This is a genomic window from Methylobacterium sp. ap11, from assembly GCF_900110515.1.
Taxonomy (GTDB): Bacteria; Pseudomonadota; Alphaproteobacteria; order Rhizobiales; family Beijerinckiaceae; genus Methylobacterium; species Methylobacterium ajmalii.
On the sequence record NZ_FOEB01000014.1, the window covers coordinates 80,724 to 107,517 of the forward strand.

A 26,794-nucleotide genomic window follows, 5' to 3' on the forward strand; every position below is an offset into this window, starting at 1 on the left:
CTAGTCCAGGACCAGCCGGTAGCCCACGCCGCGCACGGTCTGCACGTAGCGCGGGTTGGCCGGGTCGTCCTCAATGCGCCGGCGCAGGCGGTTCATCTGCACGTCGACGGTGCGCTCGTTGGCGGCGCCGTTGGTGCCGGTCAGCGCCTCGCGCTCGACGTTGCCGCCGCGGGCGAGCGCCAGGATGGTGAGGATCTCGCGCTCGCGCTCGGAGAGGCGGATCGCCTCCTCGTCGCGGGTGAGCTCGCCGCGCTCGATGCGGAACTGGAACGGCCCGAACCGCACCGCGTCGAGCGGCGCGGCCGTGCCGTCGGCGGGGCCCCGCGCGTTGCGACGCAGGATGTTGTTGAGGCGCAGGATCAATTCCCGCGGCTCGAAGGGTTTCGGGAGGTAGTCGTCGGCGCCGATCTCGAGCCCGGTGACCCGGTCGTTCGGGTTCGAGCGCGCGGTGAGCATCAGGATCGGCACGCTCGAGGTCAGGCGGATCTGGCGGGCGTAGTCGAAGCCGGTCTCGCCCGGCATCATCACGTCGAGCACCACCGCGTCGAAGACCAGGCTGCGGCCGCGTGCCCGCGCCTCGGCGGCGCTGGCGGCGGCGGTGACGCGATAACCGTTCTCGCCGAGGAAGCGGGCGAGGAGGTCGCGCAGGCGGCGGTCGTCGTCGACGACCAGGATGTGGGGGGCGTGGTCGGGCAGCTCGGCCCGGGGGCTGAGGGCGGGGCCGGCGCTCACGGGCGGGCCCCGTCGGCGGACGGGCTCCCGGCCCGGATCTCCGCTTGGATCTCCGCCGGAACCTCGGCCGACGCCTCGCCGCCGATGAGCCGGCTCACCGCGGCACGCTCCTCCGGCTCGATCATCGCGAGCAGGAACCGGCCTGCCGGCTCGCGGAGCGCGGGACCGACCTCGGCGAGCGCCCGCCGGACCCGCTCGCCCTGGACGCCCGCGAGGCGCTGGGCGAGCGCACGGCCCTGCGGCGTGCAGGTGAGGAGGCGGTGGCGGCGGTCGCTCGTGCCCGTCCGCTGCGCGATGTAGCCCTGCTCGATCAATTCCTTCAGCACCCGGTTCAGGCTCTGCTTGGTGATCCGCAGGATATCCAGGAGTTCGGCGATGGTGAGGCCGGGATGGCGGTCGACGAAGTGCAGCACCCGGTGGTGGGCGCGGCCGAAGCCGTACTCGGCCAGGATCCGGTCCGGGTCGGCGACGAAGTCGCGGTAGGCGAAGAACAGGAGCTCGATGAGGTCGTAGGCCGGCTGGTCTCGATCCGGCGAGCCGTGTTCCGGCGATCTTTGCGTCGGCCCCTCCGGGGAGTAGCCTGCCGCCCGCCCATCCTCGTCGGCGGCGTCCGGGATGGGGGCCGGACGGGTCCGGGCGGCCTGGGTCAAGGGTCGCACCTCTTGGCGGAACCGAGCCTTCGCGGGCTCGCGTGATTTATGTCAGTCTTGTTGACATATCTCAGCCCCATTGATACCCGTCAACCCCGCCGGCGAAACGAACGAACGCCCCGCGCCTCATCCGAGCACGAAGGTTGCGCGAGAACCAGCCAGGCGGAAACGAACGCATACGAGGATCATCGTCATGTCCGTCATTCCCTTCGACCAGCGTGAAGGCCACATCTGGGTCGACGGCCGCATGGTGCCGTGGGCGGACGCGAAGATTCACGTACTCAGCCACGGCCTGCACTATGGCTCCAGCGTGTTCGAGGGCGAGCGCGCCTATGGCGGCCAGATCTTCAAGTGCACTGAGCATTCGCAGCGCCTGCGCCGCTCGGCCGAACTCCTCGACTTCGAGGTCCCGTTCACGGTCGCTGAGATCGACGCCGCCAAGAAGCTGGTGCTCAAGGAGAGCGGCCTCCAGGACGCCTATCTCCGCCCGGTCGCCTGGCGCGGCTCCGAGATGATGGGCGTGTCGGCGCAGGCCAACACCATCCACCTCGCCATCGCGGCGTGGGAATGGCCGAGCTACTTCGACCCGGCGACCAAGATGAAGGGCATCCGGCTCGACCTCGCCGAGTACCGCCGGCCCGATCCGCGCACCGCGCCGTCGGCCTCGAAGGCGGCGGGCCTCTACATGATCTGCACGATCTCCAAGCACCGGGCCGAGAACAAGGGCTACGCCGACGCCCTGATGCTGGACTGGGAGGACAACGTCGCTGAGTGCACCGGCGCCAACGTGTTCTTCATCCAGGACGGGGTGATCCACACCCCGATGGCCGACCGCTTCCTTAACGGCATCACCCGCCAGACCGTGATCGAGCTGGCCAAGCGCCGCGGCTACGAGGTGGTCGAGCGGCGCATCCGCCTCGAGGAGCTGGCGGGCTTCACCGAGTGCTTCATCACCGGCTCGGCCGCCGAGGTCACCCCGGTCTCGGAGATCGCCCAGTACCGCTTCACCCCGGCGGCGATGACTAAGACCCTGATGGACGACTACACCGCCGAGGTGCAGCCGAAGGCCAAGGCCGCCTGAAAGCAAGGCAGCCTGACACAAAGGCGGCCCGGATCGTGCCGGCCTGACACAGGGCTGCTCGCTTTCCACGACGAGCGCGTGAACAAGGCCCCGGGCGGGAGACCGCCCGGGGCCTTCGCGCGTCCGCGGCCGTGATTTGCGGGGACAAGCCGCATCCCGGCGTCCCGGCCGGGAACGCGAGCCGGGGCTTCCCCGTTGTCTGGCTGGAACAATCAGGGAACACGGGGATCCCCATGACCGCCAGGACCAAGAAGGCCGAGTCCCACGACGCCGAGGCGCAGCACGACACCGAGAACCCGAAGCAGGATCCCAAGGACACCTCGAACCGAATCAAGGATCCCAAGGACTGGACCACCGGCTCCGAGCCGATGACCGGGGCGCAGGCGTCCTATCTCAAGACCCTGGCCGAGCAGGCCAAGGACGAGGACGCCTACGATCCCGATCTCGACAAGGCCGAGGCCTCGCAGCGCATCGACGCGCTGCGCAAGGAGACCGGCAAGGCCTGACGATCGGGGGCCGGGATCCAAAAAAGACCTCGGTCCCATCCTCGCTTCCGGCCGGCAGGGCGCCCTGCCAGCCGTTTCGATCGTCGCGTTAACCTGTGATGAGGAGGTCTGTCCTTACTCTGTCGCCGACGGATCGTGGGAGCGGGGCGTGCGGGACAGGGCGCGGAGGACGGAGGCGGTCCGGACATTCCGGGACGAGCGATCCGGATCGACGGCGATCGAGTACGCGCTCGTGGCCGGGCTGATCTTCCTGGCCCTCACGGGAGCGCTCGCGGTCTACGGCAACTCGGCCGGCGGCCTGTTCACCAACCTCAGCACCCGCTTCCTCGCCGCGCTCCAGTAGAACGCGCGGCGTTCACTCCGCCGCCAGCCCCGGTGCGTCGGGCGCGAGGTCGTCGAGAGCGAGGTTGTCGAGCGATTGCCGGATCTGCCCGGCCAGGATGTCGGCGAGCGGGTTCGGCTCGCCCGCCCGGTGGCGCATCAGGCCGATCCGGCAGGCCGGCAGGGGCGCGAAGCCGTCCTGCGGGCCGAGCACCCGCATGCCTGAGCGCAACGCGCTCTCCGGCAGGACCGAGACGGCGAGCCCGGCCAGCACCGCGGCGCCGACCGCGGTGGAGTTCCAGCTCACGAACAGGATCCGGCTCTGGCGCCCGCCGCGCTCCAGCGCCTCGATGGCGGCGAGCCGCCAGTTGCAGGCCGGCCGGCCGAGGGCGAGGGGCACCGGCTCCTCCCGGTGCACCGCGTGGCGGCTCGACGTGACCCAGAGCAGGGCCTCGGTGCGGATCGTCTCGACGCCCCGCCGCCCGCCGCCTCGCGCCGCGCTCCCCGTCTTGCTTGCCGTCTTGGCCTCGGTGACGATAGCGAGGTCGATGTCGCCGTCGGCGATCCGCTCGGCCAGCATGTCGGAGGGCTCGCACACCACCGTGACCTCGGCCCGCGGATGGGCCCGGGCGAAGCGGCCGAGGATCTCCGGCAGGTAGCGGTCGGCGTAGTCGTCCGGCAGGCCGAGCCGCACCCGGCCGGGCAGGTCGCCCTCGTCGAAGGTCGCCAGGCACTCGGTCTGCAGCCGCACGATGCGGCGCGCGTAGTCGAGCAGGCGCTCGCCGTCCTCGGTCAGGCGCACGCCGCGGCCGGCCTTGGCGAAGATCTCGCGCCCGATCCGCTCCTCGAGCCGCTTCATCTGCATCGAGACCGCGGATTGCGTCTTGTGCACGGCCTCGGCCGCGCGGGTGAACGAGCCGCTCTCGGCGATCGCCACGAGGCTGCGGAGCTGGTCGATGTCGAGGGGATGCACCGGGCGGCTCCGTCGTCGGTTCCTGCATCAATTCCCGTGATGTTACACATCTCAAGCATTCGCTCAACGCATCGACCAAGCGGCGCTATGACGGACGCAGCGGAAGAGCGATGGCCGGCGCATGACGAGGTACGCCGACAGCTCCCGCCGGAGACCATGATGACGATCAGCTTTGCCCCCCTCTTCGGTGTTCTCGCGCTGGCGCCCGGCTACGGCCGCAAGGCCGCGCAGATCGTGGCGCGGATCGTCGTGCTGTGGATCAACCGCCGCGCCGCCTACCGCCTCGCCGAGCTCGACGACCGCGGCCTGAAAGACATCGGGCTGACCCGCAACGACGTGATGGGCGCCCTCGACCTGCCGTTCATGAAGGACCCGACCGTACCCCTGGTGCATCGACGTCGCGCCCGGCGCCAACTCCCGCCGCCGGCCCTGAGCCTGCGCGTCGCCGCCCGGGACGGGCGGGCGGTGGAGGGGCGCTGAGGCGCCCGCGCGGATCCCGACCGACTCCGCGATCCTCTCCTCCGGCCGGAGGCGGGGATCGCGCCCGTTCGTCCGCATCCCTGCCGGTCAACGCCGCCGGCCACGATACCGGCGGCGCATCGACCCGGCGGAGCGCGGACGATCCCCGCACGGCCAGGGGTCGGTCGAGGCGAAGGCCCGGAAGCCCGCGCACGAGCGCCCGCAGGCCTTCCTCCAGCGCGACGCGGGCGATGCACGCCGCCGCCGGACACGAGGTGCCAGCGCGGATGGGCGGATGTCGAAGACGTCCGGATCCGCGTAGGGGGCCGGTTCGCGCATGGCCGAGAGCGTGGGGAGGGACAGGAGCGCGCCTGCCGACACCGCGGCCCCCTTCAGGGAGATCTCGCGAGCGCAAAGCGCGGGAACTCGAACAGCGGGCCGGAGGTGATGCCGCGCAGCCGCGCGAATTCCGTCTCCACCTGCTGCGTGCGCGGATCGATGACGAACGCATGGACGTCACGGGCGTGCAGGATCACGACGACACCATCGTCGGTGGTGCGGATGCAGGGTAAGGCAGCGCTGTGGCGGGCAAGGACAGCGTGCGGGAATCGGCCTCCGGTTCGGTGCGGGGGACGAGGGCGGGGTCCGTCAGTGTCGGTTCTGCGGCGGCCGCGTGCGCGGATGTGGTCATCACCACTCTCCCGCGTTCGATCGGTCGGCATCATGGACCGGACTGAATCGGACGTCAGTTGGGCTCTCGCTGCCACATCTTCCTTGCGAAATGAAGCGGGCGATCCGCCGGTCGCATCGGTTCATTTGCTCCGGCGCGGGGCGCAAAAACCGACGATCAGGAATCACAACCGCCGGGCGATAGCCGGACCAAGTCGTCCGATCGCCTCGCGAATGACCGCAGGAGAGGCCGCGAAGGTCAGCCGCAGGAACGAGCCTTCCGGATCAGCCGGGAACCAGGCGCGGCCGGCACTGATGACGACGCCCTGCCGAGCCATGTCCGCCGCGACTTCGCCATCCTGGACGTGATCCGGCAGGCGCAGCCACAGATGCATGCCGCCGCTCGGGACGCGGAACGTCACGCATTCCGGAAGTTCCGTCCGCAGCGCGCCGACCAGAGCGTCGCGACGCTCGATCAGGGCTGTGCGCGCGGCATGGATATGCCGCTTCCAGCCGGGTGCAGTGACGACCGCCAAGGCTGCTGCCTGCAAGGGACCCGACACGAAGAAGTCATCGCTGCTTCGCACCGACTTCAAGCGCGCTGACGCCGCGCCGCGTGCCATGATGGCGGCGACCCTCAATCCGGGTGCGGCCGCTTTAGCGAGAGACCGGATGTAGACGACGTGCCCGTGCCGGTCCCCGGCAGCCAACGGTGCCGGTGCCGTGCCCGTCAGGTCGAAGTCACGCGCCCAGTCGTCCTCGATGACGAAGGCCCGCGCCGCCGAGGCGACATCGAGGATGGCGGCGCGCCGCTCCGCGGATAGGACGGTGCCCGACGGGTTGGAGAAGGTCGGCTGGCTGTAGAAGGCGCGCGCTCCGGTGCGCTTGAAGGCATCCGCCAGCAGGTCCGGTCGAACGCCCTGCCCGTCCATGGCCACGGGAACCAGCGCGAGGGCCGCCGCACGGGCGGCCGAGATTGCTCCCGTATAGGTCGGCATCTCCATCAGGACCGGGCTCCCGGGAGGGACGAGGGCGCGAAAGGTCGTGGCAAGGGCGGCCTGTCCGCCGCCGCAGACGATGACGTCGTGAGGTGAGTAGACTGTGCCGTGCGCGACCTCGCGCGCGAACCACCCCCTCAGCGAGTCGAGGCCGTCGATCGGCAAACGGTCCCACAGCTCGGGGCTTGCGGCGGTCTTGCGGAGGGCAGTCGCCAGCAGGCCGGAGGCCTGGAGGTCCGGGGGCAGGTAGCCCATGCTCAGGACAAGGCTTTCGGGCGGCGGCAGTGCCAGGAGCGTACCCAGGTCAGTGCCCTCGGTGCGCGCCGCTCCGAGCGCGACGGATTGCCAGGAGAAATCGGCCTGGTCGATCGTGCCATCCTTGGTTTGACGGACGAAAGTGCCCTGACCGGGACGAGGCTCGATCAGGCCCTCGCCGACGAGTTGCGCGAAGGCTCGTTCGACAGTCGCCGGACTCACGCGGTGTTCGTCGATGAGCGCCCGCACCGACGGAAGGCGCCCTCCCGGACCTGCCGAGGCGATCGCCGCCCTGAGTGTTTGAATAACGATGTTCAGTCTGTTATTCGTTTTCATGACAGATGCAGATAACACTTCCCGCGGAAAGCCGGAAACGCTTTCAACCTTCTCTCCGGCGTCCGACGCGCTCGCCGACAGGCTGCCGACGCGCCTCTTCGCGCCCTACCTCGCCTCGGCCGTCACGCTCGCCATGGCCTATGGATCGAGCTTTCTGCTGCCCGACGCCTTGAGCGCAGCAGGGCATCCCGCATCGACGGCCGGGGCCGTGGTCAGCGTGGGAACCGTGGCGACGCTGGTCGGCTCTCTCGTCGCCGGCCGGCTGGCCGAGCGCGCCGGCATTCTGCCGCTGATCATCACCGCGGCGGCGATCATGGCGGCAGCGATGGCGTGCTTTGCCATGATCGGGTCCGGAGGCCTGCCGCTCGCCTATGCAGGCGGCCTTCTCCTCGGTCTCGGCTGGGCTGTCTTCTACATGCTCGCGCCGGTTCAGCTCATTCATTGCCTGCGGCCGGCGGCGCGCTTGGAGGCGTTGACCCTCCTGTCGGGGTCGCAAATGCTCGGCATCGGCCTGTCCGCGCCGCTCGGCCACCTCGTTGCGGACCATGTCGGCGGCCCCGCCAGAGCCTATGCCGTGTACGCGGCCTTCTGCGCCCTGGCAGCGGGGTTCTGCCTCGCGATTCGCAAGCCCATGGCCTTACAGCTCCAACTGCCGATGCATGCGGTCGCTCTCACCATTACGTCGATCCTGTCGGTCCTGCGGGCGAGCACGGTCGTGCCGGTCGTGATGATGGGCGTGGCCGCCTGCACCTTCGCCGGGCTCTCGACCTTCCAAGGCCTCTACGCCGGCTCGCGCGGGACGACCGCCGACGTGTTCTTCCTGACGTTCACTGTCGCTACTGTCGTCTTGCGGTTCTCCGTCGCGTCCATGATCGGCAGCTTGCCGCTGGCGCGCGTGGCTCTCGCCCTCTTCATCGCGACGCTCCTCGGTCTCGGGCTCCTGGTCGCCAACGAGGGGAGTCGAACGCTCTACGTCGTTGCGACCATCCTGTTCGCGACGGGCTACGGTCTCACCTACTCGACGCTCAATGCCATGGTGGTGAACCTGGCCGGCGCGAAGGACTTGTCGGTGCCCGTCGCGTCACAGGTGTTCACGCTCGGTTACTTCATCGGCCTGTTCGGCTTTCCCTTCGTCGCCGGCCGCGTGATCGCCGGCTACGGGATCGACGCCGCACTCGTCGTCATGGCAGCGCTCGTAGCGGCCAACATCGTCGCTGCTACCTGTGTCATGAGAAAAATCGATCAATGAAAAATGCAGGGGCACATGGAAGTGGATGAGGCTGGTCCGCAGACGGACTACCCTCCATCCACCTCCCCCTCCCGCCGCTCCAGCACCCCCACCGTCCGGAACGCCAGCGCCAATCCCACCACCCCGAACAGCGCCGAGCCGATCCCGGTCCCGGCCAGCGCCCCTTCCGGTCCGGCGAGATGCGCGCCGAGCCACGCCGTCGGCATGGTGCCGAGCGTCGCCCGGCCCCAGTTGAGGGCGCTCGCCGTCAGCGGGAAGCCGAGGTTGTTGAACGAGGCGTTGCCGAGGAAGAGGAGCCCGTTGAAGAACCAGATCGCCCCGCCGGCGAGGCAGAAGAAGGCCAGCAGGTCGGCGGCCGCGCCGTCGAGCCCGAACAGGGCGGTCAGTGGCGCGCGGGCGAGCAGCAGGGCGAGCCAGACCACCGCGACGTAGAGGCCGGTCACCAGGGCGGCGTCGCGCAAGGTCGCGCGCATCCGGTCGAAGCGGCCGGCGCCCCAGTTCTGGCCGAGGATCGGGCCGACGGCGCCGGACAGCGCGAACAGGCCGCCGAAGGCCACCGGCACCAGCCGGTCGACCACCGCGTTGCCGGCGACCGTCGCGGTGCCGAAGCCCGCCATGACGTGGGCGAGGAAGGCGCTCGCCACCGGCGGGGCGAGGTTGGTGAGCACGGTCGGCAGCGCGACGCGCAGGATCGGCCCGGCGTCGGCGAGCACCTCCGCGAGGCGCGGGCGCGCCACCATCCGGTGGACGCCGACCGCCCCGGAATATCCCACCCAGGCGAAGGCGAGGCGGGCGACCACGGTCGTGATCGCCGCCCCCTCGACCCCGAGGTTCAGGCCGAAGATCAGCAGCGGATCGAGGACGGCCGTCACCGCGGCGCCGGCGAGCGTCACGTTCATGCCGCGCCGCGCGTCGCCGATCGCCCGCAGCACGCCGGAGAACCCCATGCCGAGCGCCATCGCGAGGCTCGACGGCAGGGCGATCCACAGGAAGGTCCGGGCCGCCGGCACGGTCTCGGGGCCCGCGCCGATCAACCGGAGGAGGGGCGCGAGGAGCGGCAGCAGCAGCGCGGTCACCAATCCCGCGGCGACGACCGCCAGCACCAGGGCCGAGGCGGCGAGCCGGCGCGCCCGCTCGACCTCGCCGGCGCCGAGCGCCCGCGAGACCAGGGCGCCGACCGCGATCATCATCCCGATGTTGATCGAGACCGCGAAGATCTGGACGATGGTGGCGAACCCCACCGCCGCGGTCAGCACCGGATCGCCCAGCCGCGCGATGTAGAGCAGCGACAGGAGGTCGACGACGAAGATCGCCATCAGGCCGACCGAGCCGGTCGCCGCCATCACGGCGACGTGGCGCAGCGTCGAGCCGGTGACGAAGCGGGCGGGCGCGGCGTCGGTCCCGGGCGGGCGGGGATCACCCATCGGCGCCGGCCCGCTCGCGGGCGATGATGTCCTCGGTCTCCGGGTTGAGGCCGTGCGAGGCGTGGAGCGGCGCGGTCAGGGGCTCGGGCTTGATCCGCACCAGGCTGCGCAGCGGGTCGGCCCGGTCGAGGGGGTCGCCGGCCTGCTGCAGCACCAGCCGGGCGAGGTCGCGCTTGCGCACGTCGTCGACGGTGCGGGCCGCCTCCTCGGGCGAGAGGCCGAGCGCCTCCAGGGTGGCGCGCCCGAAGGCGAGGGCCGATTCGAAGGTCTCGCGGATCTGGTAGTCGACGTCGCGGCCCATCGCCTCGATCGCCTGCACGCGGTCGAACACCCGCACGTAGGTGCGCGCCGCCGGGAACTCGGCATGGACGAGGTCGACGATCTTGAGGGTGGCCTCCGGATCGTCGATGCAGATGCAGACCACCTCGGCCTTGCCGGCGCCGGACGAGCGCAGCACGTCGAGGCGGGTGCCGTCGCCGTAATAGACCCGGAAGCCGAAGCGGGCGGCGCTGCGGATCTGCTCGACGTCCTTGTCGATCACCGTGACGCTGAGCCCTTGGGCCAGCAGCACCTGGTTGAGGATGTGGCCGAAGCGGCCGAAGCCGATCACCAGGACGCGGGCCTCGGCATCCTCGATCACCTCGTGCTCGGGTTCGAGGGGCGCGGTGGCGCGCCGCGACAGCACCCCGTCGAGGACCTTGGCGCCGATCGGCCCGATCAGCATGGTGATGGCCGCGAGCGCGATGGCGAGCCGCCCGGACGGCCCGTCGACGAGCCCGAGCTCCTGGCCCACCGGCAGGAGCACGAAGGCGAACTCGCCCGCCGGCGCCAGCACGGCGGCACCGCGCAGGCCGTCGAGCCAGGACGAGCCGAACAGACGGAAGAGCCCGGCGACCAGCGCGACCTTGATCAGGATCGCCCCCAGCGTGGCGAGGAACAGGCCGAGCCAGTTCTGCATCACCAGGGTGAGGTCGATCGACATGCCGACGCTCATGAAGAACAGGCCGAGCAGCATGCCGCGGAACGGCTCGATGTCGGCCTCGAGCTGGTGGCGGAAGTTCGATTCGGCGAGCAGCAGCCCGGCGAGGAACGCCCCCATCGCCATCGACAGCCCGACCTCCTCCATCAGGAGCGCGGTGCCCAGCACCACGAGGAGGGCGGCCGCCGTCATCACCTCGCGGGCGCCGCTGGCGGCGAGCAGCCGGAAGAACGGGTTGAGGCCGTAGCGGCCGACCAGCACCACCCCGATCACCGCCGCCACCGCCGTCCCGGCCGATTGCAGGGCGGTACCGATCCAGGCCTCGCCGCCGCCCGACGGGCCGGTCTGGGCGATCAGCGGCAGGAAGGCCAGGATGCCGACGATCGAGAGGTCCTGGAACAGCAGCACCGCGAAGGCGCGCTGGCCGTAGGGCGAGGCGAGGTCGCGCCGTTCCTCGAGGAGCTGCAGCGCCACCGCGGTCGCCGAGAGGGCGAGCGCGATGCCGATCACGGTCGCGGCCCCCGCCGACAGGCCGGTGAGGAAGCCCAGCCCCCCGAGCGCCAGGGCGCAGAGCCCGAGCTGGAGCGTGCCGAGGCCCAGGATGTCGCGCCTGAGCGAGATCAGCCGCGAGATCTCGAGCTCCAGCCCGACGATGAACAGGAGCAGCACCACTCCGAGCTCCGAGACGCTGCGGGCGGTCTCCGGCTCGGTGATCAGCGACAGGCCCGAGGGGCCGATGACGACGCCGGCCACGAGGTAGCCCAGCACCGCGCTCTGCCCGAGCAGGCGGAAGATCGGCACGCCGATCACCGCGGCGGACAGGAAGGTGAGGACCGGCGGCAGGAAGCTGGCGTGGTCGGCGGCTGTCGCCATCGCGCGGGGGTCTCCGGGGTTCGAGGTCGGCTGAGGCTCCCTCCCTTAACCCGAACGGGGCCCGCGGGCGAACCCGGTTCGGCACGAACCCGGTTCGGCGCGGGCGCGGCGATGCGGCTATGTCGTCGATCCCTCGCAGCCCGAGGCGCCCGCCGCGGGTGACGGTGCGGGCCGGGTGTCGCGGGCGCACGCTAGGGATCTGCGCGAATGCGTGGCACAAGAGGTTGACAGGGACCGTCCCCCCTCGCCACATCCCGGATCATGAGCGCCTCCGTGAACCAGACCGACGCCGGTGCCGCCGCGCCCGCGAAGCCGCCCCTCGAGATCCTCCTCTGCGCCCCGCGCGGGTTCTGCGCCGGCGTGGTGCGGGCCATCGACGTCGTCGAGCGGGCGCTGGCCCTCTACGGGCCGCCCGTCTACGTGCGGCACGAGATCGTGCACAACAAGTACGTGGTCGAGAGCCTGAAGCGCAAAGGCGCGGTCTTCGTCGCCGAGCTCGACGAGGTGCCGGACGGCAAGGCCCCGGTGATCTTCTCCGCCCACGGCGTGGCCAAGACCGTGCCGCAGAACGCGAACTCCCGCGGGCTCACCACCATCGACGCGACCTGCCCGCTGGTGACCAAGGTCCACCGCGAGGCCGAGATCCACCACAAGCGCGGCCGTCACGTGCTGCTGGTCGGCCATTCCGGCCATCCGGAGGTCGTCGGCACCATGGGCCAGCTGCCCAAGGGCTCGATCACCCTGGTGGAGGATATCGAGCAGATCGAGGCGCTGGAGCCCGAGAGCCGCGACAACCTCGCCTGGGTCACCCAGACCACCCTCTCGGTCGACGACACCCACCACATCGTCGAGGCGTTGAAGCAGAAGTTCCCCAAGATCGTCGGCCCGCACAAGGACGACATCTGCTACGCCACCACCAACCGCCAGGAGGCGGTGAAGCAGGTGGCCCCCCTCGTCGACGCGCTGATCGTCGTCGGTTCCTCGAACTCCTCGAACTCGCAGCGCCTGCGCGAGGTCGCCGAGCGGGTCGGCTGCCCGATCACCCGGCTCGTCAACCGCGCCGAGGACCTGGACTGGGAGGCGTTCTCCGACATCCGCCGCCTCGGCCTGACCGCCGGCGCCTCGGCCCCCGAGGTGCTGGTGGAGGAGATCATCGACGCCTTCGCGACCCGCTACGAGGTCACGGTCGACACCGTCTCGACCACGACCGAGGACATGGTCTTCCCGCTGCCGCGCGAACTGCGCAGCGAGGCGGCGGAGTAGGGTCGGTAGCCCTCCCGGCCCAGCGTTCGCAGGACGAGGCGCGGGTCCCCCCTCTCCCGTGTGGGAGAGGGGCCGGGGGATCGAAGATCCCGCGTGAGGGTGGCACGCTTCAGCGTTAATCGCGGAGCGTCGTGCCGGCAGCGGAACGGTTCGGTCTTCCTGCGGCAACGTCTCCACCCTCGCGCGATCTCCGATCGCCCCTACCCCTCTCCCACACGGGAGAGGGGATCCCGCGCTTTTCCCCGGAGCGCCAGCCCTCGTTTCCTTCATCCATTTTCTCAAGCAAAGCAGAACGGCCGTGGCGGTCTACACCGAGGTTCCGGACGAGGCGCTGGCCGCCTTCCTTGCCGCCTACGAGATCGGCGATCTCCTGTCCTACAAGGGCATCGCCGAGGGGGTGGAGAACACCAACTTCATCCTCCACACCACCACCGGCTCCTACATCCTCACCCTCTACGAGAAGCGGGTGAGGGAGGGCGACCTGCCGTTCTTCCTCGGCCTGATGCAGCACCTGGCCGCCAACGGCCTCGCCTGCCCGCAGCCGATCCGCACCCGCGACGGTGCCACCCTCGGGCGCCTCTGCGGCCGGCCCGCGGTGATCGTGTCGTTCCTGGAGGGCGTCTCGGTGCGCCGGCCGGGGGTCAAGCATTGCCGGGCGCTGGGCGCGGCGCTCGCCGGCCTGCACGCCGCCGGTGCCGATTTCCCGATGCAGCGGCCGAACGCCCTCTCGGTGGCGGGCTGGCGCCCGCTCTTCGAGGCGGCGGAGGCGGAAGCCGACCGCGTCGCCCCGGGGCTCACTGCCCGCACCCGCGCGGACCTGGCGCTCCTCGAAGGCTCCTGGCCGCAGGACCTGCCCGGCGGCGTGATCCACGCCGACCTCTTCACCGACAACGTGTTCTTCCTCGGCGACGAGGTGTCGGGCCTGATCGACTTCTACTTCGCCTGCACCGATTCCTTCGCGTACGACCTGGCGATCTGCCTCAACGCCTGGTGCTTCGAGGCGGATTATTCGTTCAACCGCACCAAGGGCCAGGCGATGATCGCCGCCTACCAGGCCGTGCGCCCGCTCGAACCGCGCGAGGTCGCGGCCCTGCCGCTGCTCGCCCGCGGCGCGGCCTTGCGCTTCATGCTGACCCGCCTCGTCGACTGGCTCAACGTGCCGCCCGGCGCCCTGGTGAAGCCGAAGGACCCGCTCGAGTACGACCGCAGGCTCGCCTTCCACCGCAAGGTCGCGGCGGCGGAGGAGTATGGGTGGAGCCCGGTGGCGGGGTGAGGGCACGCGGCTCCTCCCCCGACATCGGCAGTCTGAAAGACTCAGAGCCTGTTCGACCGATCGATATCATCTATCCCACCCGCAACCTCATCCTGAGGTGTTGGCGATCGGAGATCGCACGCGATCTTTGATCGACTGACCTCGAAGGAGGGCTTCAGAAGCCTCCGAGATCACTGGATCCCTCCTTCGAGGCTCAGCGATCTTCGATCGCCCACGATCTATGATCGCCAGCACCTCAGGATGAGGTGGAGGGTAGGATGGAAAATCCCCTCGCGATCGTGTCGTCGCAAGTCAAACAGATCGGGTGATTGGGGTCCTGTCGCGGATCCGCTGAAGGCGGCTGCTCCTATCGAGATGCGAGATCGTGGTCGAGGGTGGATCGCCACAGCATCAGGAAGGAGCAGCCATGACGCCCTTTGCCGGACTCGACGTCTCCCTGGAAGAGACCGCGATCTGTCTCGTCGACGAGACGGACGATCAAGGAGTTGCGGGCTGCCAGCGAGCCCTCCGCTCTCATCGCGGCCCTGACGGGGCTCGGCCTGCCTCTGGAGCGTGTCGGCCTGGAAGCGTGTCCGCTGACGACCTGGCTGCACGACGCGCTTCGGGCGGCGGGTTTGCCCGCGATCTGCATCGAGACGCGGTCCGCCAACGCGGCCATGACGACGATGCCCAACAAGACAGACCGCAACGATGCCCGTGCGCTCGCCCAGATCATGCGGACAGGCTGGTTCCGGCAGGATCCACGTCAAGTCGCGTCAGTCCCGGCTCTGGCGGTCGCTGCTGGTGGCGCGGCGCACCGTGCTCGACGAGATGCGCGCCATCGAGAACGTGGTGCGGGCGATCCTGCGCGAGGGCGGGATCACGCTCGGCACACCGGCCCGCGCCGCCTTTGCCGGGCGGGTGCGAGAGTTGGCCGGCGACGATCCCCTGATCCTGCCGCTCGTCACGCCCCTGCTGGCGATCCTGGCCACCATGCTGGAGCAACTCGACCGGCTGACCCGTCAGGTTCTCGTCATCGTGCGCGGCGAGGCGGGCTGCCGCCGGCTGATGAGCGTGCCGGGTGTCGGCCCGATCACCGCGCTGGCCTTCCGCGCCACCATCGACCGGCCGGAGCGGTTCCGACACTCCCGGGACGTGGGGGCCCACCTCGGCCTGACGCCCTCCCGCGACCAGTCGGGCGAGACCGACATCCAGGGCAAGGTCAGCCGCTGCGGCGACGAACTCGCCCGCACCGCGCCCTACGAGGCCGCGCACTCTCTGCTGACGCGCTCGCGCAAATGGTCGAGCCTGCGCGCCTGGGGCATGCAACTCGCCAAGCATCGCGGCATGGCGCGGGCCCGCGTGGCGGTCGCGCGCAAGCTCGCCGTCGTCCTGCACCGGATGTGGAGCGACGGGACCGCGTTCCGCTTCGGCAAGGAGCCGGCGCCGGCGCCGGCCATCATGGCTGCCTGACCAAGATACGCCTGCTGCGGCGAACTGAACGCCGGCAGGCCGGACGTCACCCGCGAGGGTGACCCGGATCGTTCCCGTGGGGACGATGGGCGAGGCGATCTCGTTGAGCGTCTCGAACCGGCCTGCGTCAGCAGGCCGGGTCGTGAAACAGATTGAGACGCCTCGCTCTCCTGACCCCATCATGCGGCGGCCGCGCGCCGACCGCGAAGAGAAGCGCGTGACCCGCGGGAGCGACACACCGGGACACAGGAAACATCGATCGGGAGACGCTTGCCTCACGAACCCCAATCAGAGAGGCTCCGAAAGCACCATCCGCAAGGACCGAATGGATATCGCCGATCCGTGCCGGCCTGCCCGGACGCGCGGGTCACGACACCGCAGGGCCCCTACACCGCCAGATCCCGCGCCACGAGATCCCGGCGACACGCCTCGACCGACGTGAAGTGGTGCGCGTGGAGCCCGGCCGCCCGGGCGCCCGCGACGTTCTCGGCGAGGTCGTCCACGAACAGCGCGGCGGACGGTGCGACCGCGAGGCCGGCCAGGCAGCGCTCGAAGCACGCCGCGTCGGGCTTGGCCGCGCCGAACGACGCCGAAGCGAAGATCCGCTCGCCGAAGAGCGGCCGGAGCTCGGGGCAGATGACGTCGACGTGGTCGGTCAGGAGTTCCGGGTTGTTGATCAGGACGGCGATGCCCGTCGTAGCGCGCAGCCGCGCGGCGAGCGCCAGCATCGGGCCGTTCGGCGCAACGGCGGCGCGGCGCGCGTCGACCCACTCCGCCAGGGAGACGGGACGCCCGATCCGCTCGCCGAAGGCCTGGAGATAGGCCTCCCGCCCGAGCGTCCCGTGATCGCCCGCCGCCTCCAGGCCGCTGTCCCAGACCGCCGCCCGGATGAGTTCCGGGGCGATGCCGGTGATCTCCGACAGGCGCTCGACGCGCCGGCGGCGGCTGTAGTGGTAGAGGACGTCGTCGAGGTCGAACAGGACGAGGTCGATGCGGCCTTCCATGCCGAGGGTCTCCCTGCAGCCTGCGATCGGGGCGGACGGTCGCGCCGTCGCGCATCCGCATCGGTAGCGGGCGCGGGTTCGGACCTCCCCACCGGTCCGCGGGGCCGGCCAAGCAGATTTCGCCGAAGCGGTTACCGGTTCGGCGCCGAAGATCTGCGACGAAACACGAACCGAAGCGGGCGAAGCGTCGGCCTGCCAACGCAAGTCTGCTTGAAGCGTTTTCCGACGAAGTGGATGCCGGTTCGTCGAAGACAATGCGGCAAAATCAGAAACCTGGAGAGCTTCGCGAGTGCACCGCGATCGTGAAGCGCTCCAGGCCCGGGCAAGCCCTCAGGGGTCCGTCATGGCGACCGACGCCGGAACCAGCCGCGGCGGGGCGGCAACGGCGTCCGGCGGCGCCAGCGCCACGGAGGGCGGCAGCGGGCCGAGGCAGCCGGTGCAGACCGAGGCGATCGCCCGGTTGGCCCGCGCGGTGATGCGGGCCTCGAACGCCTCCCGGGCCGCTGTGGCGCGGGCGACCGCCGCGGCGCGCTCGGCCTCGCGGGCGGCCTCGGCCGTCTCGTCGCCCGATCCGTCGACCGGTGCCTCGTCCCGGGGGCGGATGCGCAGCAGAAGCGGCGCGCCCGCCTCGGTGACGGCCGCCGGCTCGGCGACCGGACGCTCGGGCGCCGCATCCTGCGCGGCCGCCGGGACGGCGAAGGCCGCGCCGACGAGGAGCCAGGCGGCGAGGAACGGGACGGCGGCGGGACGCATCGAATCTCCCCGGGTGACGGCCTGCAGGGTCGGACGGCGCGGTGAACGCTGCCTTAACCATAACGGCCGCGCCCGCTTCCGGGTTCACCGCGCGGGTTCACCGCGGCCCGCGGGCCCCGGCGGCTCCCTCGTGCGCGATTCGGACGACGGCCCGGAGCCCGAACGGGCCTTTCGGGTTGACCCGGAGAGGCGGCCGGTCCGGGGCTCCTGAGGGATCCCCGGCCCGGCCGCATTCAGGGTGCATTCAGTGCCCGACGCCGATGGTCCCCGTCATGCGCCAGCTCGCCCTCCTTCTGCTCCCCGCCCTCGCCGGCCTCGCCGGCGCCTCGGGCTGGCTCGCGGCCGCGGAGGAGCGGGACGAGACCGCAACCGGAGCGGTGCCGGCCCGGCCGGTCAAGGCCGTGGAGACGACCCAGACCTGCCTCTCCTCCGGCGACCTGCGCGAGGCGGTGGCGGAGAAGCGGGTGGTCGAGCCGGTGGCGGCGATCCGGGCGGCGCGGGCCGCCGTGCCGCGGGCCGACATCGTGCGGGCCAATCTCTGCCGGCGGGACGAGGCGCTGGTCTACATGCTGACGGCCTTGCGCAAGGACGGGCAGTTCGTGCACGTGATGGTGGATGCCCGGTCCGGGAAAGTGGCCGGGCAGTGGTGATCCCGGGTTTGTCCCGAGCGTGAGAGGGTCGGATCGTGCGTCTGCTCGTGGTCGAGGATGACCGGGACCTCAACCGCCAGGTCGTGAGCGCCCTGGAGGAGGCGGGCTACGCCGTCGACAAGGCGTTCGACGGTGAGGAGGGCGCCTTCCTGGGCGAGACCGAGCCCTACGACTGCATCATCCTCGACATGGGCCTGCCGAAGGCCGACGGCGTCTCGGTGCTGTCGGGCTGGCGCCGGGCGCAGATCAAGACGCCGGTCATCATCCTGACCGCCCGCGACCGCTGGAGCGACAAGGTGAACGGCTTCGATGCCGGGGCCGACGACTACGTGACCAAGCCCTTCCACATGGAAGAGCTGCTGGCCCGGGTGCGGGCGCTGCTCCGCCGCACCGCCGGCCACGCCACGAGCCAGATCGGCGTCGGCCCGGTGGTGCTCGACACCCGCTCGGGCCGCGTCTTCGTCGACGGCAGCCCGGTCAAGCTCACCTCGCACGAGTACCGGCTGCTTTCCTACCTGATGCACCATACCGGCCGGGTGGTCTCGCGCGCCGAGCTGACCGAGCACCTCTACGACCAGGATTTCGACCGCGACTCGAACACGATCGAGGTCTTCGTCGGGCGCCTGCGCAAGAAGCTCGCGGTCGACCTGATCCAGACGGTGCGCGGCCTCGGCTACCTGATCGACGCGGGCACCGGCGGAAAGCAGCCGTGACCGGCCCCGGCCGGGCCGCGGCCGAGGCGCCCGGACCGACCGGACCGGTCGAGACGGGCCTCGCCGGCACGGCGGCGCCCGCAGCCGGGTCGTGGCCGTTCGGCTGGCGGCCCTGGCGCAAGCGCTCGATCGCGGTGCGCCTCGCGGTCTCGGCCCTGCTGTCGAGCGCCCTGATCCTGCTGATCGCCGGCCTGATCCTTTCGACCCTCTACCGCGAGACCACCGAGCGCGCCTTCGACAGCCGGCTCCTCGTCTACGCCAACGACCTGGCCACCAACCTCGTCTCGCCCTCGGATTCCGAGGCGCGGGGCTTCGGCTCCCTCGGCGACCCGCGCTTCGACCTGCCGCTGTCGGGCTGGTACTGGCAGGTCGGCCGGCCGAACGCCCGGCCGCGGGACCTGCGCACCTCGCGCTCGCTCGTCGGCGTGCCGCTCCAGCCGCCCGACGACGCCGTCGGCGAGGCCGGGGCCGGGCAGCTGCGCAAGGGCTACGGCAAGGCGCAGGACGACCGGCCCCTGCGCATCATCGAGCGCACCGTCGATCTCGGCGAGGAGGGCCGCTACCTCGTGCGCGTCGCCGGCCCGTCGGACGAGATCGCCGCCGACATGCGGCGGTTCACGCTGGCCCTCACCACCACCTTCGCGCTGCTTGGCCTGTCGCTCGGCCTCACCACCCTCTTGCAGATCCGCTTCGGCCTCGCGCCGCTGATCAAGCTCAGGGCGGCGCTCGGTGCCATCCGCCGCGGCGAGGCCGACCGCATCTCGGGCGAGTACCCGCGGGACATCGCGCCGCTCGCCGGCGAGGTGAACCTCTTGCTGGAGACCAACCGGGAGATCCTGGAGCGCGCCCGCACCCAGGTCGGCAACCTGGCGCACGCGCTGAAGACCCCGCTCAGCATCATCGTCAACGAGGCCTCGGCGGGGGACGCCAACAGCGAGCTCGCCGTGAAGGTCCGCGAGCAGGCCGCGGTGATGCGCGACCAGGTGAACTACCACCTCGACCGGGCCCGCGCGGCGGCGCTCGCCGGGGCGCTCGGCACCTTCACCGACGTCGAGCCGGTGGTGGCGGCGCTGGTGCGCACCTTCGGCAAGATCTTCTACGACAAGGACCTGACCTTCGAGACCAGCGTCACCCCGGGCCTGCGCTTCCGCGGCGAGCGCCAGGACTTCGAGGAGATGATCGGCAACCTCGTCGACAACGCCGCCAAGTGGGCCCATGCCCGCGTCTCGATCCGCGCCGAGGTGATCGGCCAGGGCGAGTACCCCCACCTCATCGTCACGGTGGAGGATGACGGGCCCGGCCTGCCGCCGGAAGCCCGGGTGGCGGTGCTGGAGCGCGGCCGGCGCCTCGACGAGACCAAGCCGGGCTCGGGGCTCGGGCTGTCCATCGTCTCCGACCTCGCCGCCCTGTATCGCGGGCGCCTGCGCCTCGACGCGGCCGCACTCGGCGGCTTAAGGGCAGTGATCGAGGTGCCGGGGGATGCGAGCCCGGCGGCGCAGGCCTGACGGCCCGCGGATGACGGGATACCCTAGGGCAGCATGATCCTGCAGCGGAGCGAAGCGGTCTACGGCCATGCCGAGGTGCGCCAGGGCCGGCCGGCCCTGCGCCTGGTCGAGGATGCGCGCTACCTCGTGCGCACCCCGGGCTGCGACAGGATCCCGGTGATCTTCGACGCCGACGGCCGGATGGTGGCCGAATCCCTCGACCATCACAGCAGCGAGCGCACCCCGACCTGGCAGGCGACCGAGTGGCCGGCGGACCAGGGCCCGGTGACCGAGGAGGCGCCGGCGGGCCCCTACCTGTATGTCGGGGCGATCCACCCGCATTACGGCCACTTCGTCATCAACACCCTGGCGCGGTTCTGGCCGCTCCTCGACCATCCGGAGGGGACCTTGCGCCCGACGCTGCTCTGCCACGGGCCGGGGCTCGGGGCGGATTGGGGCGCCACCCCGTTCATTCCCGAGATCCTGGGCCGGCTGGGTCTCAGCGTGATGGACCTCGCCTCGTTCGGGCACCCGGTGCGGATCCCTACCCTGCTGGTGCCCCAGGCCGCCCTGCAGCAGGACGACTACGCCTTCCCGGTGCTGGCCGACCTCTGCGGGCGGATCGGGCGCGGTTACTACGCCCCCGAGGAGGTCGATGCCGACCCGCAGCCGGTCTACCTGTCGAAGACCCGGCTGACCGCGGGCGTGCGGCGCTTTTCCAACGAGGCGGCGGTGACGGCGATCCTGGAGCGCGAGGGGGTGCGGATCGTCCATCCCGAGCTCCTGAGCTTTCCCGAGCAGGTGCGCCTCTTCGCCCGGCACCGGGTGGTGCTCGGGGCCAACGGCTCGGCCTTCCACACCCTGCTCTTCGCGCCTCCGGGCCGGCGGGTGATCGTGCTCTCCGACCGGCTCAAGCTCGGCGGGACCTACCGGCTGATCGACCTCATCACCCGCACGCGGGCGCATTACTACTATCCGGTCGGGACGAGCAGCCACGCCGGCGACGGCTTCACGGTGAACTTCACCCTGCCGGAGCCCGAGACCGTGGCCGCCGAGCTCCTCGACAAGATCGCCCGCATCGACACCCTGCGGGAGGACGACATGCGCACCGACCCGGGCGCCTGGCACCTCTCGCCGACGATCCCGCCCCTGCCGCCGCGGCCCGGCGGGCTGCTTGCCCGGCTCCTGCCGGGGCTCGGCTGACGCCGGATCGCCATTCCCCGAGGGCAGGGACTGCGCTAAACCCGGGCGCCCCCCGGAGCGAATGACCGATGCCCGACCTCGACGCGATCGCCGCCCGCCACGGCGTCGGCCCGGATGCCGTCCGCCACCTCCTCGACGCGCTCGCCCGCGGCCACGGCCGGATGGCGCAGTTCGACCATCCCGATCTCGGCGGGATGGGCCAGTGGAGCGCCGGCGGCATGACGATGATCGGCGACATGTTCAACACGGGCCTCAAGGCCCGGGTCGTGGCGCTCTGCGACGAACTGGCCCCGCTCGCCGCCGCGATGCCCGGGGAGAACCGGGGATCGAGCCAGAGCCAGAGCCAGGGCTTCGGCTCGGGAGATTCCTGGAGCGGGTCATCGGTCGGCGGCTCTTGGGGCGGTGCCTCCTGGTGGCCGGACGGCCTCGGCCAGCCGGCGACCTCCGGGTCGCAGAACGACGCGCGCTACGCCTTCTTCCCGCAGGCCCGACGCCTCGCGATCGAATCCGGCGGCCGGGTGACGCTCTACGACACCGGCGACCACCAGATCGGCGGCGTCTCGCAGCAGCAGGGTTCGTCCCATTCCCTGGCCTTCACCAGCCAGTTCGGCCCGGTGCGGCTGGAGGAGCTGCCGGTGGTCGGTGCGCCCGGTCCGGCCGAGACCTCCGCCTCCCGGCCGATGCCCGTGCGGGAGACCGCCCCGGAGGCCGTCTCGTCTGCCTCCCCGGCCGCGGGGTCGGGTGGCGACGTGTTCGGGACGATCGAGCGCCTGTCGGAGCTGCATCGCCGCGGCGTGCTGACCGAAGCCGAGTTCGCCGCGAAGAAGACGGAGCTGCTGGCGCGGCTTTGAGGGAGAGCCGGCCGGGCGGACGCCGCTACGGCGCATCGTCCGCGTCGAAGGCCGCCCGGACGTTGCGGCCGGCATGGAGGATCCGGTCGATCACTCCGTGGTCGACAGTGAGATGGAACGCGATCGTGATCCGGCGCTCGAACCCCGTCACCCGCCATCCCGGACGCAGGTCGTCCCATCTGCGTCCCCGCTGCGAACCCCTCGCAACGGGTCAGGATCCGATCAACGCAGCCGGGGGCGCGTGTCGACCCGGACCGCTCGAAGGCATGCTCGTAGATACTCCGCAGATTGCCCTCGGCCTCCGGCGAGAGGACGACCGTCAGCCTCATCGCTCGGCATCCCGAAGGCGGGCGGCATGGAGGGCTTGGAGCCCGGCGCGCACGTCGTCGACGGATCGTGCACGGCCCGGGTCGCTCGTCATCGCGTCGCAGGTCCTCACGACCTCGTCGCGCAGCCAGGTTTCGACGGCAGCGTCGCGCTCCTGCAGGGCTCTCAGGCCGGCCCGTACCACTTCGCTGCCGCTCGCGCAGGTGCCGGATGCAACCACCGTATCGATGGAGTGCGATCGCTCGTCGGGCAGGCTGAAGGTCCGCTCGGTCGTGGCAGACATGGTCGCGGCTCCCCGGCAACGGATCGACGTCAGCGATATGAGAACCTTCTCTGATCGGGCTCCACGCGCACCACTTCACGTCGGTCGAGGCGTGTCGCCGGGATCTCGTGGCGCGGGGTCTGGCGGTGCAGGGGCCCTGCGGTGTCGTGACCCGCGCGTCCGGGCAGGCCGGCACGGATCGGCGATATCCATTCGGTCCTTGCGGATGGTGCTTTGGGAGCCTGTTTGACCGATCGCCATACTCTATCCCACCAGCAACCTCATCCTGAGGTATTGGCGATCGAAGATCGCACGCGATTGAAAATCGACTGACCTCGAAGGAGGGCTCCAGAAATCTCCGAGATCACTGGATCCCTCCTTCGAGGCTCAGCGATCTATGATCGCCCGCGATCTATGATCGCCAGCACCTCAGGATGAGGCGGAGGGCAGGATAGAAAATCCCCTCGCGTTTGTGTCGTCGCAATTCAAGCAGGCTTTCAGGACGTTTTCAAATCGCCTGCAGGGTTCCATTCCGTTCGACGCCTCAGGATGGGAGGGTGATTGGGATCGAGCATCGTCTCGACGATCATTCCCTGGACCTCCCGTGCCGGATCGGGCAGGGCAGGGGCCTTCCGGCCCCGCTGCCCCGAGAGCGACGTGATCCGCCCAGCCCTCCCGCTCCTCGCCGTCCTCATCGTCCCGCTCCTCGCCGGCCCCGCCCGGGCGGTGGTCGGCGGGCTCGACGCGCCCGACGCGGCGCTGGCGCGTTCCAGCGTGATGGTGCTGTCGTCGCGCGGCGGGGTCTGCACCGGCATCGTGCTCGCCCGCGACGTGGTGCTCACCGCCGCGCATTGCGCCGCCCCCGGGGCCGAGCACCGGGTGCACTTTCGCGACGAGGCCGGGGCGCCGGTGCTGCTCGGGGTCGCCGCCCGGGCGGTGCATCCGGGCTACGACGCCGGCGCCATCGCCGGGCGGCGGCGCTCGATCGACCTCGCGCTCCTGCGCACCGAGACCGCGCTGCCGGCCCGCTTCGTCGCGGCCGCCCTCGCCGAGGTCCCGGCCGCCGCGGGCACGCCGCTGACGCTCGGCGGCTACGGCGTCGCGCGGCCCGGCGACCACCGCAGCACCGGCACCTTCCGCACCGCGACCCTGCCGGTGGTCGAGCCCTACGGCCCGAGCCGGATCCTGGTCTGGCTGAAGGGAGCGACGGCGTCGGGCGCCTGCGAGGGCGATTCGGGCGGGCCGGTCGCCGGGGCGGGCGGCGGCGTGCTCGCGGTGACGACCTGGGCGAGCGGCGCCGGCAAGGCGCCCTGCGGCGGCGTCTCGCAGGGCGTGCTGGTCGGGCCGCAGCGGGCCTGGATCGACCGCACGACCGCCGCCTGGGGCGCCCCGGCGCGCTGGGAGTGAGGTCGTGGTAGCCTTCGCCCGGCCCCGCTCGCGGTTTCGTTCACGCTGCGCCGCGGTGCCGGTGCGGAACCGCACCCGGTGCGCGAGACTTCCCTTGTCGAGCGTGGCCGCGCGCTCGTAGGTTGGGTCCCATGCGCGCTCTCCCGTCCCGCCTCCGTCCTGCCCTGGCCGCCCTCGCGGTGGCCGCGCCCCTCGGCCTGTGGAGCGGGGCCGCCGGCGCCGTGGTCCGGGGCGAGGTGACCCGCGATCCCGACGGCCTGCGCGGCTCGGTGGTGCGGATCGAGAGCACCACCGGCGAGATGTGCTCGGGCTCGCTGATCGCCCCCGACCTCGTGCTGACGGCCGCCCATTGCGTGATGCGCAAGGCCGGCTACTGGGTGGTCGCCGTCGACCGCAACTTCCGCCAGCGCCGCCTGCGGGCGGTCGCCGCCTCGATGCACCCGGATTTCGTGCCCGGCACCACCCCCGAGACCCAGCCCGGCACCGACCTCGCCATCCTGAAGATCGGCGAGCGGCTCGGCCCCGACTTCCGTCCCCTCGACGCGCGCTCCGCCGGCGACATCGCGCAGGGCGACACGGTCGCCATCGCCGGCTACGGCGTGGTGGCGGAGAACCGCCGCGGCTCCGCCCGGGTGCTGCGCCAGGCCCGCCTCGTCTCGCTCGGCGAGCTGCAGGTCGCCAACACCGTGACGGTGGTGGCCGACCGCACCACGCTGGCCGAGACCGCCGGCGCCGGCGCGTGCCTGGGCGATTCCGGCGGGCCGATCCTGCGCGGCGGTCCGGGCGGCTACCAGCTCGTCGGCGTGGTGAGCTGGTCGAGCGGCGCCGCCCAGCAGGGCCGGGTCCGCACCGCCTGCGGCGGCTTCACCGCCGTGACCCCGGTCGGCCAGCATGCCGGGTGGATCAACGCGCGGGCCGCCGAGCTCGCCCGCTTCGAGCCCGGCGAGGCGATGCCGGCCGGGAACCGTCCCCATCCGGCGGACTGGACCGGGGGCCGCTGACGACAGCTTGACTGTTTGGCGGCCAGGTCCTCCAACGGGCTCCGTCAGACCCCGGAGTTCCCGATGAGCCAAGCCGTCTTCAGTGTCGCCCGCATCCTCGTCGTCGTGCTGTTCTGCGTCTCCGGCGCCCAGAAGCTGATGAACCCGGCCGGCGTCGTGGCGGCGGTCTCGGGCAAGGGCCTGCCCTACCCGCAGGTGCTGGCCTACCTCACCATCGCGGCCGAGCTGGGCCTCGGCCTCCTGATCGCGCTCGGCTTCTACGCCCGCGCGGCCTCGGTGCTGCTCGCGGTCTTCACCCTGACGACGATCGTGTTCTTCCACAATTTCTGGTCGATGACCGGTGACGCCTTCCGGACGAACCAGATCCAGGCGATGAAGAATCTCTCGATCATCGGCGGCCTCCTGATGATCGCCGCCGCCGGCCCCGGCCGCTTCGCCCTCAACCGGCGCTGATCCCTCGTATTTTCGTCCTGATCGCTTGCGCCGGAACGGCGCCGGGTCCGGCACGTTGACCGGCCCTGAAGGAGTGATCGGCGTCAGGATACGGGTGGAACCATGGCCGCGCAGACAACGACGTCGGACGGGGCGGACGCGGCCTTCCGCACCTTCGCCGAGGGGGCCGGGCTGATGATCTGGCGCGCCGACCGGCAGGCACGCCTGATCTACGTCAACCCGGCCTGGATGGCCTTCCGCGGCCGCGCGGCGGAGGACGAACTCGGCCACGGCTGGAAGGACGGGCTGCATCCCGAGGACCGGGCCGGCCACGAGGCCGCCCTGGCGGCGGCCTATGCGCGGCGGTCGCCCCACAGCGCCGAGTACCGCCTGCGCCGCCACGACGGCGCCTTCCGGTGGGTGCACGGCCACGCCTACCCGCTGCACGAGGGCGAGACCTTCACGGGCTTCGCCGGCTCCTGCTTCGACATCACGGAGCGCAAGGAATCCGAGGAGCATGCCGCCCGGGCGCTCTCCGAGCAGGAGGCCCTGCTCGCCGAGGTCTACCACCGGGTGCGCAACAACCTGCAGGTCACGGTCAGCCTGATCGGGCTCTACGGCCGCGCCGCGCCGGCGCCCTGCCGCCCGGCCTTCGAGGCGCTGGGCCAGCGGGTGCGGGCGATCGCGCTCGTCCAGCAGCACCTGCACGAGGCGCCGCAGATCGCCAGCGTCGACCTCGCCGAGTACCTGACCCGCCTCGCCGAGGGCCTGGGGCAGCTGCGCCGGGCCGGGCGGATCGCCGTCACGGTCGAGGCGAGCCGCACGGTCCTGCTCGAGCCGCGCATCGTCAACGCGCTGGGGATGATCCTGGCCGAGATCGTCGCCGAATGCCTCGACGGCACCGGGGAGGGCACGGCCTGCGTCACCCGGGTCGAGGTGCCGGCGGGCTCGGCCACCGAGCCGGTGCGGGTGCGCATCGCGTCCGGCGGGGTCGCCGGCGCGCCGCCCGACGGCGTGCCGCGGCTCGGGCCCCGGCTGATCGCGGCCTATGCCGGCCAGGCCGGGATCGCGGTCGCGGGCGGGGGCACCCCGGAATCCCCCCTCGACCTGACGCTGCCGGGCTGAACGCACCCCCGCGGAAGGCCCCCCGGTGGCGGGCGGGCTCCCACCCGCCTATATCCCGGGTCCCTCCCTCTCCAGCACGCCGTCAGGTC

27 protein-coding genes and 1 pseudogene are annotated in these 26,794 nt (G+C 71.4%); 17 read left to right on the plus strand and 11 right to left on the minus strand.

All coding sequences use genetic code 11. The features are described 5' to 3' along the window. Positions 1-732 (minus strand): response regulator, encoded by a 732-nt coding sequence (locus BMX97_RS20010; protein ID WP_060849663.1) that lies wholly within the window; start codon positions 730-732, stop codon positions 1-3. Beyond that, positions 729-1,235, minus strand: coding sequence for a MarR family winged helix-turn-helix transcriptional regulator (locus tag BMX97_RS20015; RefSeq protein WP_244538543.1), 507 nt, complete (start codon positions 1,233-1,235; stop codon positions 729-731). The genes BMX97_RS20010 and BMX97_RS20015 overlap by 4 nt, the downstream gene beginning before the upstream one ends. Positions 1,236-1,575: 340 nt before the next feature. Here BMX97_RS20015 and BMX97_RS20020 point away from each other — a divergent pair, with 340 nt between their 5' ends. The 3 genes from BMX97_RS20020 (at position 1,576) to BMX97_RS20030 (ending at position 3,312) form a co-directional block, all read left to right on the plus strand. Then, positions 1,576-2,463, plus strand: coding sequence for a branched-chain amino acid aminotransferase (locus BMX97_RS20020; protein ID WP_091753048.1), 888 nt, complete (start codon positions 1,576-1,578; stop codon positions 2,461-2,463). A gap of 233 nt (positions 2,464-2,696) precedes the next feature. Further along, positions 2,697-2,969 (plus strand): DUF3072 domain-containing protein, encoded by a 273-nt coding sequence (locus BMX97_RS20025; protein ID WP_091753049.1) that lies wholly within the window; start codon positions 2,697-2,699, stop codon positions 2,967-2,969. A gap of 148 nt (positions 2,970-3,117) precedes the next feature. Further along, positions 3,118-3,312, plus strand: a complete 195-nt coding sequence (locus BMX97_RS20030) for a Flp family type IVb pilin (RefSeq protein ID WP_091753050.1) — start codon at positions 3,118-3,120, stop codon at positions 3,310-3,312. 12 nt (positions 3,313-3,324) lie between these two features. On the opposite strand, the gene BMX97_RS20035 is transcribed toward BMX97_RS20030, so the two are convergent. Then, positions 3,325-4,263 (minus strand): LysR substrate-binding domain-containing protein, encoded by a 939-nt coding sequence (locus BMX97_RS20035; protein WP_091753051.1) that lies wholly within the window; start codon positions 4,261-4,263, stop codon positions 3,325-3,327. A gap of 156 nt (positions 4,264-4,419) precedes the next feature. Here BMX97_RS20035 and BMX97_RS20040 point away from each other — a divergent pair, with 156 nt between their 5' ends. Continuing rightward, on the plus strand, positions 4,420-4,743 hold the full coding sequence (locus BMX97_RS20040; RefSeq protein WP_244538534.1) for a DUF1127 domain-containing protein: 324 nt from the start codon (positions 4,420-4,422) through the stop codon (positions 4,741-4,743). Positions 4,744-5,114: 371 nt separating this feature from the next. Here the strand turns inward: BMX97_RS20040 and BMX97_RS33810 are convergent, their stop codons facing one another. Together BMX97_RS33810 and BMX97_RS20050 are read right to left on the minus strand one after the other, a co-directional pair. Next, complete coding sequence (locus tag BMX97_RS33810) at positions 5,115-5,258, minus strand: hypothetical protein (RefSeq protein WP_244538535.1); 144 nt, start codon at positions 5,256-5,258, stop codon at positions 5,115-5,117. A 318-nt stretch (positions 5,259-5,576) separates the two neighbouring features. Beyond that, positions 5,577-6,980 (minus strand): aminotransferase-like domain-containing protein, encoded by a 1,404-nt coding sequence (locus BMX97_RS20050; RefSeq protein ID WP_091753053.1) that lies wholly within the window; start codon positions 6,978-6,980, stop codon positions 5,577-5,579. On the opposite strand from BMX97_RS20050, the gene BMX97_RS20055 reads away from it, so the two are divergent. Continuing rightward, a complete protein-coding gene (locus BMX97_RS20055; protein WP_244538537.1) occupies positions 6,955-8,229 on the plus strand; it encodes an MFS transporter in 1,275 nt (424 codons plus the stop codon). The two genes, BMX97_RS20050 and BMX97_RS20055, sit on opposite strands and share 26 nt — an antisense overlap. A 47-nt stretch (positions 8,230-8,276) precedes the next feature. Here the strand turns inward: BMX97_RS20055 and BMX97_RS20060 are convergent, their stop codons facing one another. Both BMX97_RS20060 and BMX97_RS20065 read right to left on the minus strand, forming a co-directional pair. Continuing rightward, positions 8,277-9,653, minus strand: coding sequence for an MATE family efflux transporter (locus tag BMX97_RS20060; protein ID WP_091753055.1), 1,377 nt, complete (start codon positions 9,651-9,653; stop codon positions 8,277-8,279). Continuing rightward, positions 9,646-11,505, minus strand: a complete 1,860-nt coding sequence (locus tag BMX97_RS20065; protein ID WP_091753056.1) for a monovalent cation:proton antiporter-2 (CPA2) family protein — start codon at positions 11,503-11,505, stop codon at positions 9,646-9,648. The genes BMX97_RS20060 and BMX97_RS20065 overlap by 8 nt, the downstream gene beginning before the upstream one ends. A gap of 261 nt (positions 11,506-11,766) precedes the next feature. Here BMX97_RS20065 and ispH point away from each other — a divergent pair, with 261 nt between their 5' ends. From ispH to BMX97_RS20080, 3 genes and pseudogenes are all read left to right on the plus strand, one after another. Beyond that, a complete protein-coding gene (gene ispH, locus BMX97_RS20070; protein WP_048433975.1) occupies positions 11,767-12,768 on the plus strand; it encodes a 4-hydroxy-3-methylbut-2-enyl diphosphate reductase in 1,002 nt (333 codons plus the stop codon). Positions 12,769-13,066: 298 nt separating this feature from the next. Further along, entirely contained in the window at positions 13,067-14,041 is a 975-nt protein-coding gene (locus tag BMX97_RS20075) for a homoserine kinase (protein WP_091753057.1), read from the plus strand. A 406-nt stretch (positions 14,042-14,447) separates the two neighbouring features. After that, positions 14,448-15,493 (plus strand): annotated as a pseudogene (locus BMX97_RS20080) (IS110 family transposase). Between the two features lie 386 nt (positions 15,494-15,879). On the opposite strand, the gene BMX97_RS20085 reads toward BMX97_RS20080, so the two are convergent. Further along, positions 15,880-16,497 carry an HAD family hydrolase gene (locus BMX97_RS20085; RefSeq protein WP_091753058.1) on the minus strand — a complete coding sequence of 206 codons (618 nt, stop codon included), beginning with the start codon at positions 16,495-16,497 and terminating at the stop codon, positions 15,880-15,882. A 330-nt stretch (positions 16,498-16,827) separates the two neighbouring features. Further along, complete coding sequence (locus BMX97_RS32940; protein ID WP_177202287.1) at positions 16,828-17,250, minus strand: hypothetical protein; 423 nt, start codon at positions 17,248-17,250, stop codon at positions 16,828-16,830. Positions 17,251-17,522: 272 nt separating this feature from the next. Here BMX97_RS32940 and BMX97_RS20095 point away from each other — a divergent pair, with 272 nt between their 5' ends. The 5 genes from BMX97_RS20095 to BMX97_RS20115 all read left to right on the plus strand — a co-directional run bounded on the left by BMX97_RS20095 (position 17,523) and on the right by BMX97_RS20115 (position 22,151). Further along, positions 17,523-17,900: a PepSY domain-containing protein gene (locus BMX97_RS20095; RefSeq protein ID WP_091753059.1), complete on the plus strand. Its 378-nt coding sequence runs from the start codon at positions 17,523-17,525 to the stop codon at positions 17,898-17,900. Positions 17,901-17,935: 35 nt separating this feature from the next. Continuing rightward, a complete protein-coding gene (locus BMX97_RS20100; RefSeq protein WP_048431373.1) occupies positions 17,936-18,613 on the plus strand; it encodes a response regulator transcription factor in 678 nt (225 codons plus the stop codon). Between the two features lie 134 nt (positions 18,614-18,747). Next, a complete protein-coding gene (locus BMX97_RS20105; protein ID WP_244538544.1) occupies positions 18,748-20,118 on the plus strand; it encodes a sensor histidine kinase in 1,371 nt (456 codons plus the stop codon). Positions 20,119-20,151: 33 nt separating this feature from the next. Beyond that, the gene (locus tag BMX97_RS20110; protein WP_091753061.1) at positions 20,152-21,300 is read left to right on the plus strand and encodes a glycosyltransferase family 61 protein; all 1,149 of its coding nucleotides are present in this window, start codon (positions 20,152-20,154) and stop codon (positions 21,298-21,300) included. Positions 21,301-21,368: 68 nt separating this feature from the next. Beyond that, positions 21,369-22,151 carry an SHOCT domain-containing protein gene (locus BMX97_RS20115; protein ID WP_091753062.1) on the plus strand — a complete coding sequence of 261 codons (783 nt, stop codon included), beginning with the start codon at positions 21,369-21,371 and terminating at the stop codon, positions 22,149-22,151. Between the two features lie 25 nt (positions 22,152-22,176). On the opposite strand, the gene BMX97_RS34210 is transcribed toward BMX97_RS20115, so the two are convergent. Together BMX97_RS34210 and BMX97_RS20120 are read right to left on the minus strand one after the other, a co-directional pair. Further along, entirely contained in the window at positions 22,177-22,302 is a 126-nt protein-coding gene (locus BMX97_RS34210; RefSeq protein ID WP_280142809.1) for a hypothetical protein, read from the minus strand. A gap of 174 nt (positions 22,303-22,476) precedes the next feature. Further along, positions 22,477-22,761, minus strand: coding sequence for a ribbon-helix-helix domain-containing protein (locus tag BMX97_RS20120; RefSeq protein ID WP_091753063.1), 285 nt, complete (start codon positions 22,759-22,761; stop codon positions 22,477-22,479). A 636-nt stretch (positions 22,762-23,397) separates the two neighbouring features. On the opposite strand from BMX97_RS20120, the gene BMX97_RS20125 reads away from it, so the two are divergent. The 4 genes from BMX97_RS20125 (at position 23,398) to BMX97_RS20140 (ending at position 26,705) form a co-directional block, all read left to right on the plus strand. After that, a complete protein-coding gene (locus BMX97_RS20125; RefSeq protein WP_244538538.1) occupies positions 23,398-24,147 on the plus strand; it encodes a trypsin-like serine protease in 750 nt (249 codons plus the stop codon). Positions 24,148-24,278: 131 nt separating this feature from the next. Next, positions 24,279-25,148 (plus strand): S1 family peptidase, encoded by an 870-nt coding sequence (locus BMX97_RS20130; protein WP_091753064.1) that lies wholly within the window; start codon positions 24,279-24,281, stop codon positions 25,146-25,148. Positions 25,149-25,211: 63 nt separating this feature from the next. Further along, positions 25,212-25,601 (plus strand): DoxX family protein, encoded by a 390-nt coding sequence (locus BMX97_RS20135; RefSeq protein WP_060849681.1) that lies wholly within the window; start codon positions 25,212-25,214, stop codon positions 25,599-25,601. Positions 25,602-25,703: 102 nt separating this feature from the next. Continuing rightward, positions 25,704-26,705 carry a sensor histidine kinase gene (locus BMX97_RS20140; RefSeq protein WP_091753065.1) on the plus strand — a complete coding sequence of 334 codons (1,002 nt, stop codon included), beginning with the start codon at positions 25,704-25,706 and terminating at the stop codon, positions 26,703-26,705. Positions 26,706-26,794: the final 89 nt, after the last annotated feature.

Coding starts and splice junctions, on each gene's coding strand:
- BMX97_RS20020 (WP_091753048.1), top strand. CDS start 1,576: ATGTCCGTCATTCCCTTCGACCAGCGTGAAGGCCACATCTGGGTCGAC.
- BMX97_RS20025 (WP_091753049.1), top strand. CDS start 2,697: ATGACCGCCAGGACCAAGAAGGCCGAGTCCCACGACGCCGAGGCGCAG.
- BMX97_RS20040 (WP_244538534.1), top strand. CDS start 4,420: ATGATGACGATCAGCTTTGCCCCCCTCTTCGGTGTTCTCGCGCTGGCG.
- BMX97_RS20055 (WP_244538537.1), top strand. CDS start 6,955: ATGTTCAGTCTGTTATTCGTTTTCATGACAGATGCAGATAACACTTCC.
- BMX97_RS20050 (WP_091753053.1), bottom strand. CDS start 6,980: ATGAAAACGAATAACAGACTGAACATCGTTATTCAAACACTCAGGGCG.
- BMX97_RS20060 (WP_091753055.1), bottom strand. CDS start 9,653: ATGGGTGATCCCCGCCCGCCCGGGACCGACGCCGCGCCCGCCCGCTTC.
- BMX97_RS20065 (WP_091753056.1), bottom strand. CDS start 11,505: ATGGCGACAGCCGCCGACCACGCCAGCTTCCTGCCGCCGGTCCTCACC.
- ispH (WP_048433975.1), top strand. CDS start 11,767: ATGAGCGCCTCCGTGAACCAGACCGACGCCGGTGCCGCCGCGCCCGCG.
- BMX97_RS20085 (WP_091753058.1), bottom strand. CDS start 16,497: ATGGAAGGCCGCATCGACCTCGTCCTGTTCGACCTCGACGACGTCCTC.
- BMX97_RS32940 (WP_177202287.1), bottom strand. CDS start 17,250: ATGCGTCCCGCCGCCGTCCCGTTCCTCGCCGCCTGGCTCCTCGTCGGC.
- BMX97_RS20095 (WP_091753059.1), top strand. CDS start 17,523: ATGCGCCAGCTCGCCCTCCTTCTGCTCCCCGCCCTCGCCGGCCTCGCC.
- BMX97_RS20110 (WP_091753061.1), top strand. CDS start 20,152: ATGATCCTGCAGCGGAGCGAAGCGGTCTACGGCCATGCCGAGGTGCGC.
- BMX97_RS20115 (WP_091753062.1), top strand. CDS start 21,369: ATGCCCGACCTCGACGCGATCGCCGCCCGCCACGGCGTCGGCCCGGAT.
- BMX97_RS20120 (WP_091753063.1), bottom strand. CDS start 22,761: ATGTCTGCCACGACCGAGCGGACCTTCAGCCTGCCCGACGAGCGATCG.
- BMX97_RS20130 (WP_091753064.1), top strand. CDS start 24,279: ATGCGCGCTCTCCCGTCCCGCCTCCGTCCTGCCCTGGCCGCCCTCGCG.
- BMX97_RS20135 (WP_060849681.1), top strand. CDS start 25,212: ATGAGCCAAGCCGTCTTCAGTGTCGCCCGCATCCTCGTCGTCGTGCTG.
- BMX97_RS20140 (WP_091753065.1), top strand. CDS start 25,704: ATGGCCGCGCAGACAACGACGTCGGACGGGGCGGACGCGGCCTTCCGC.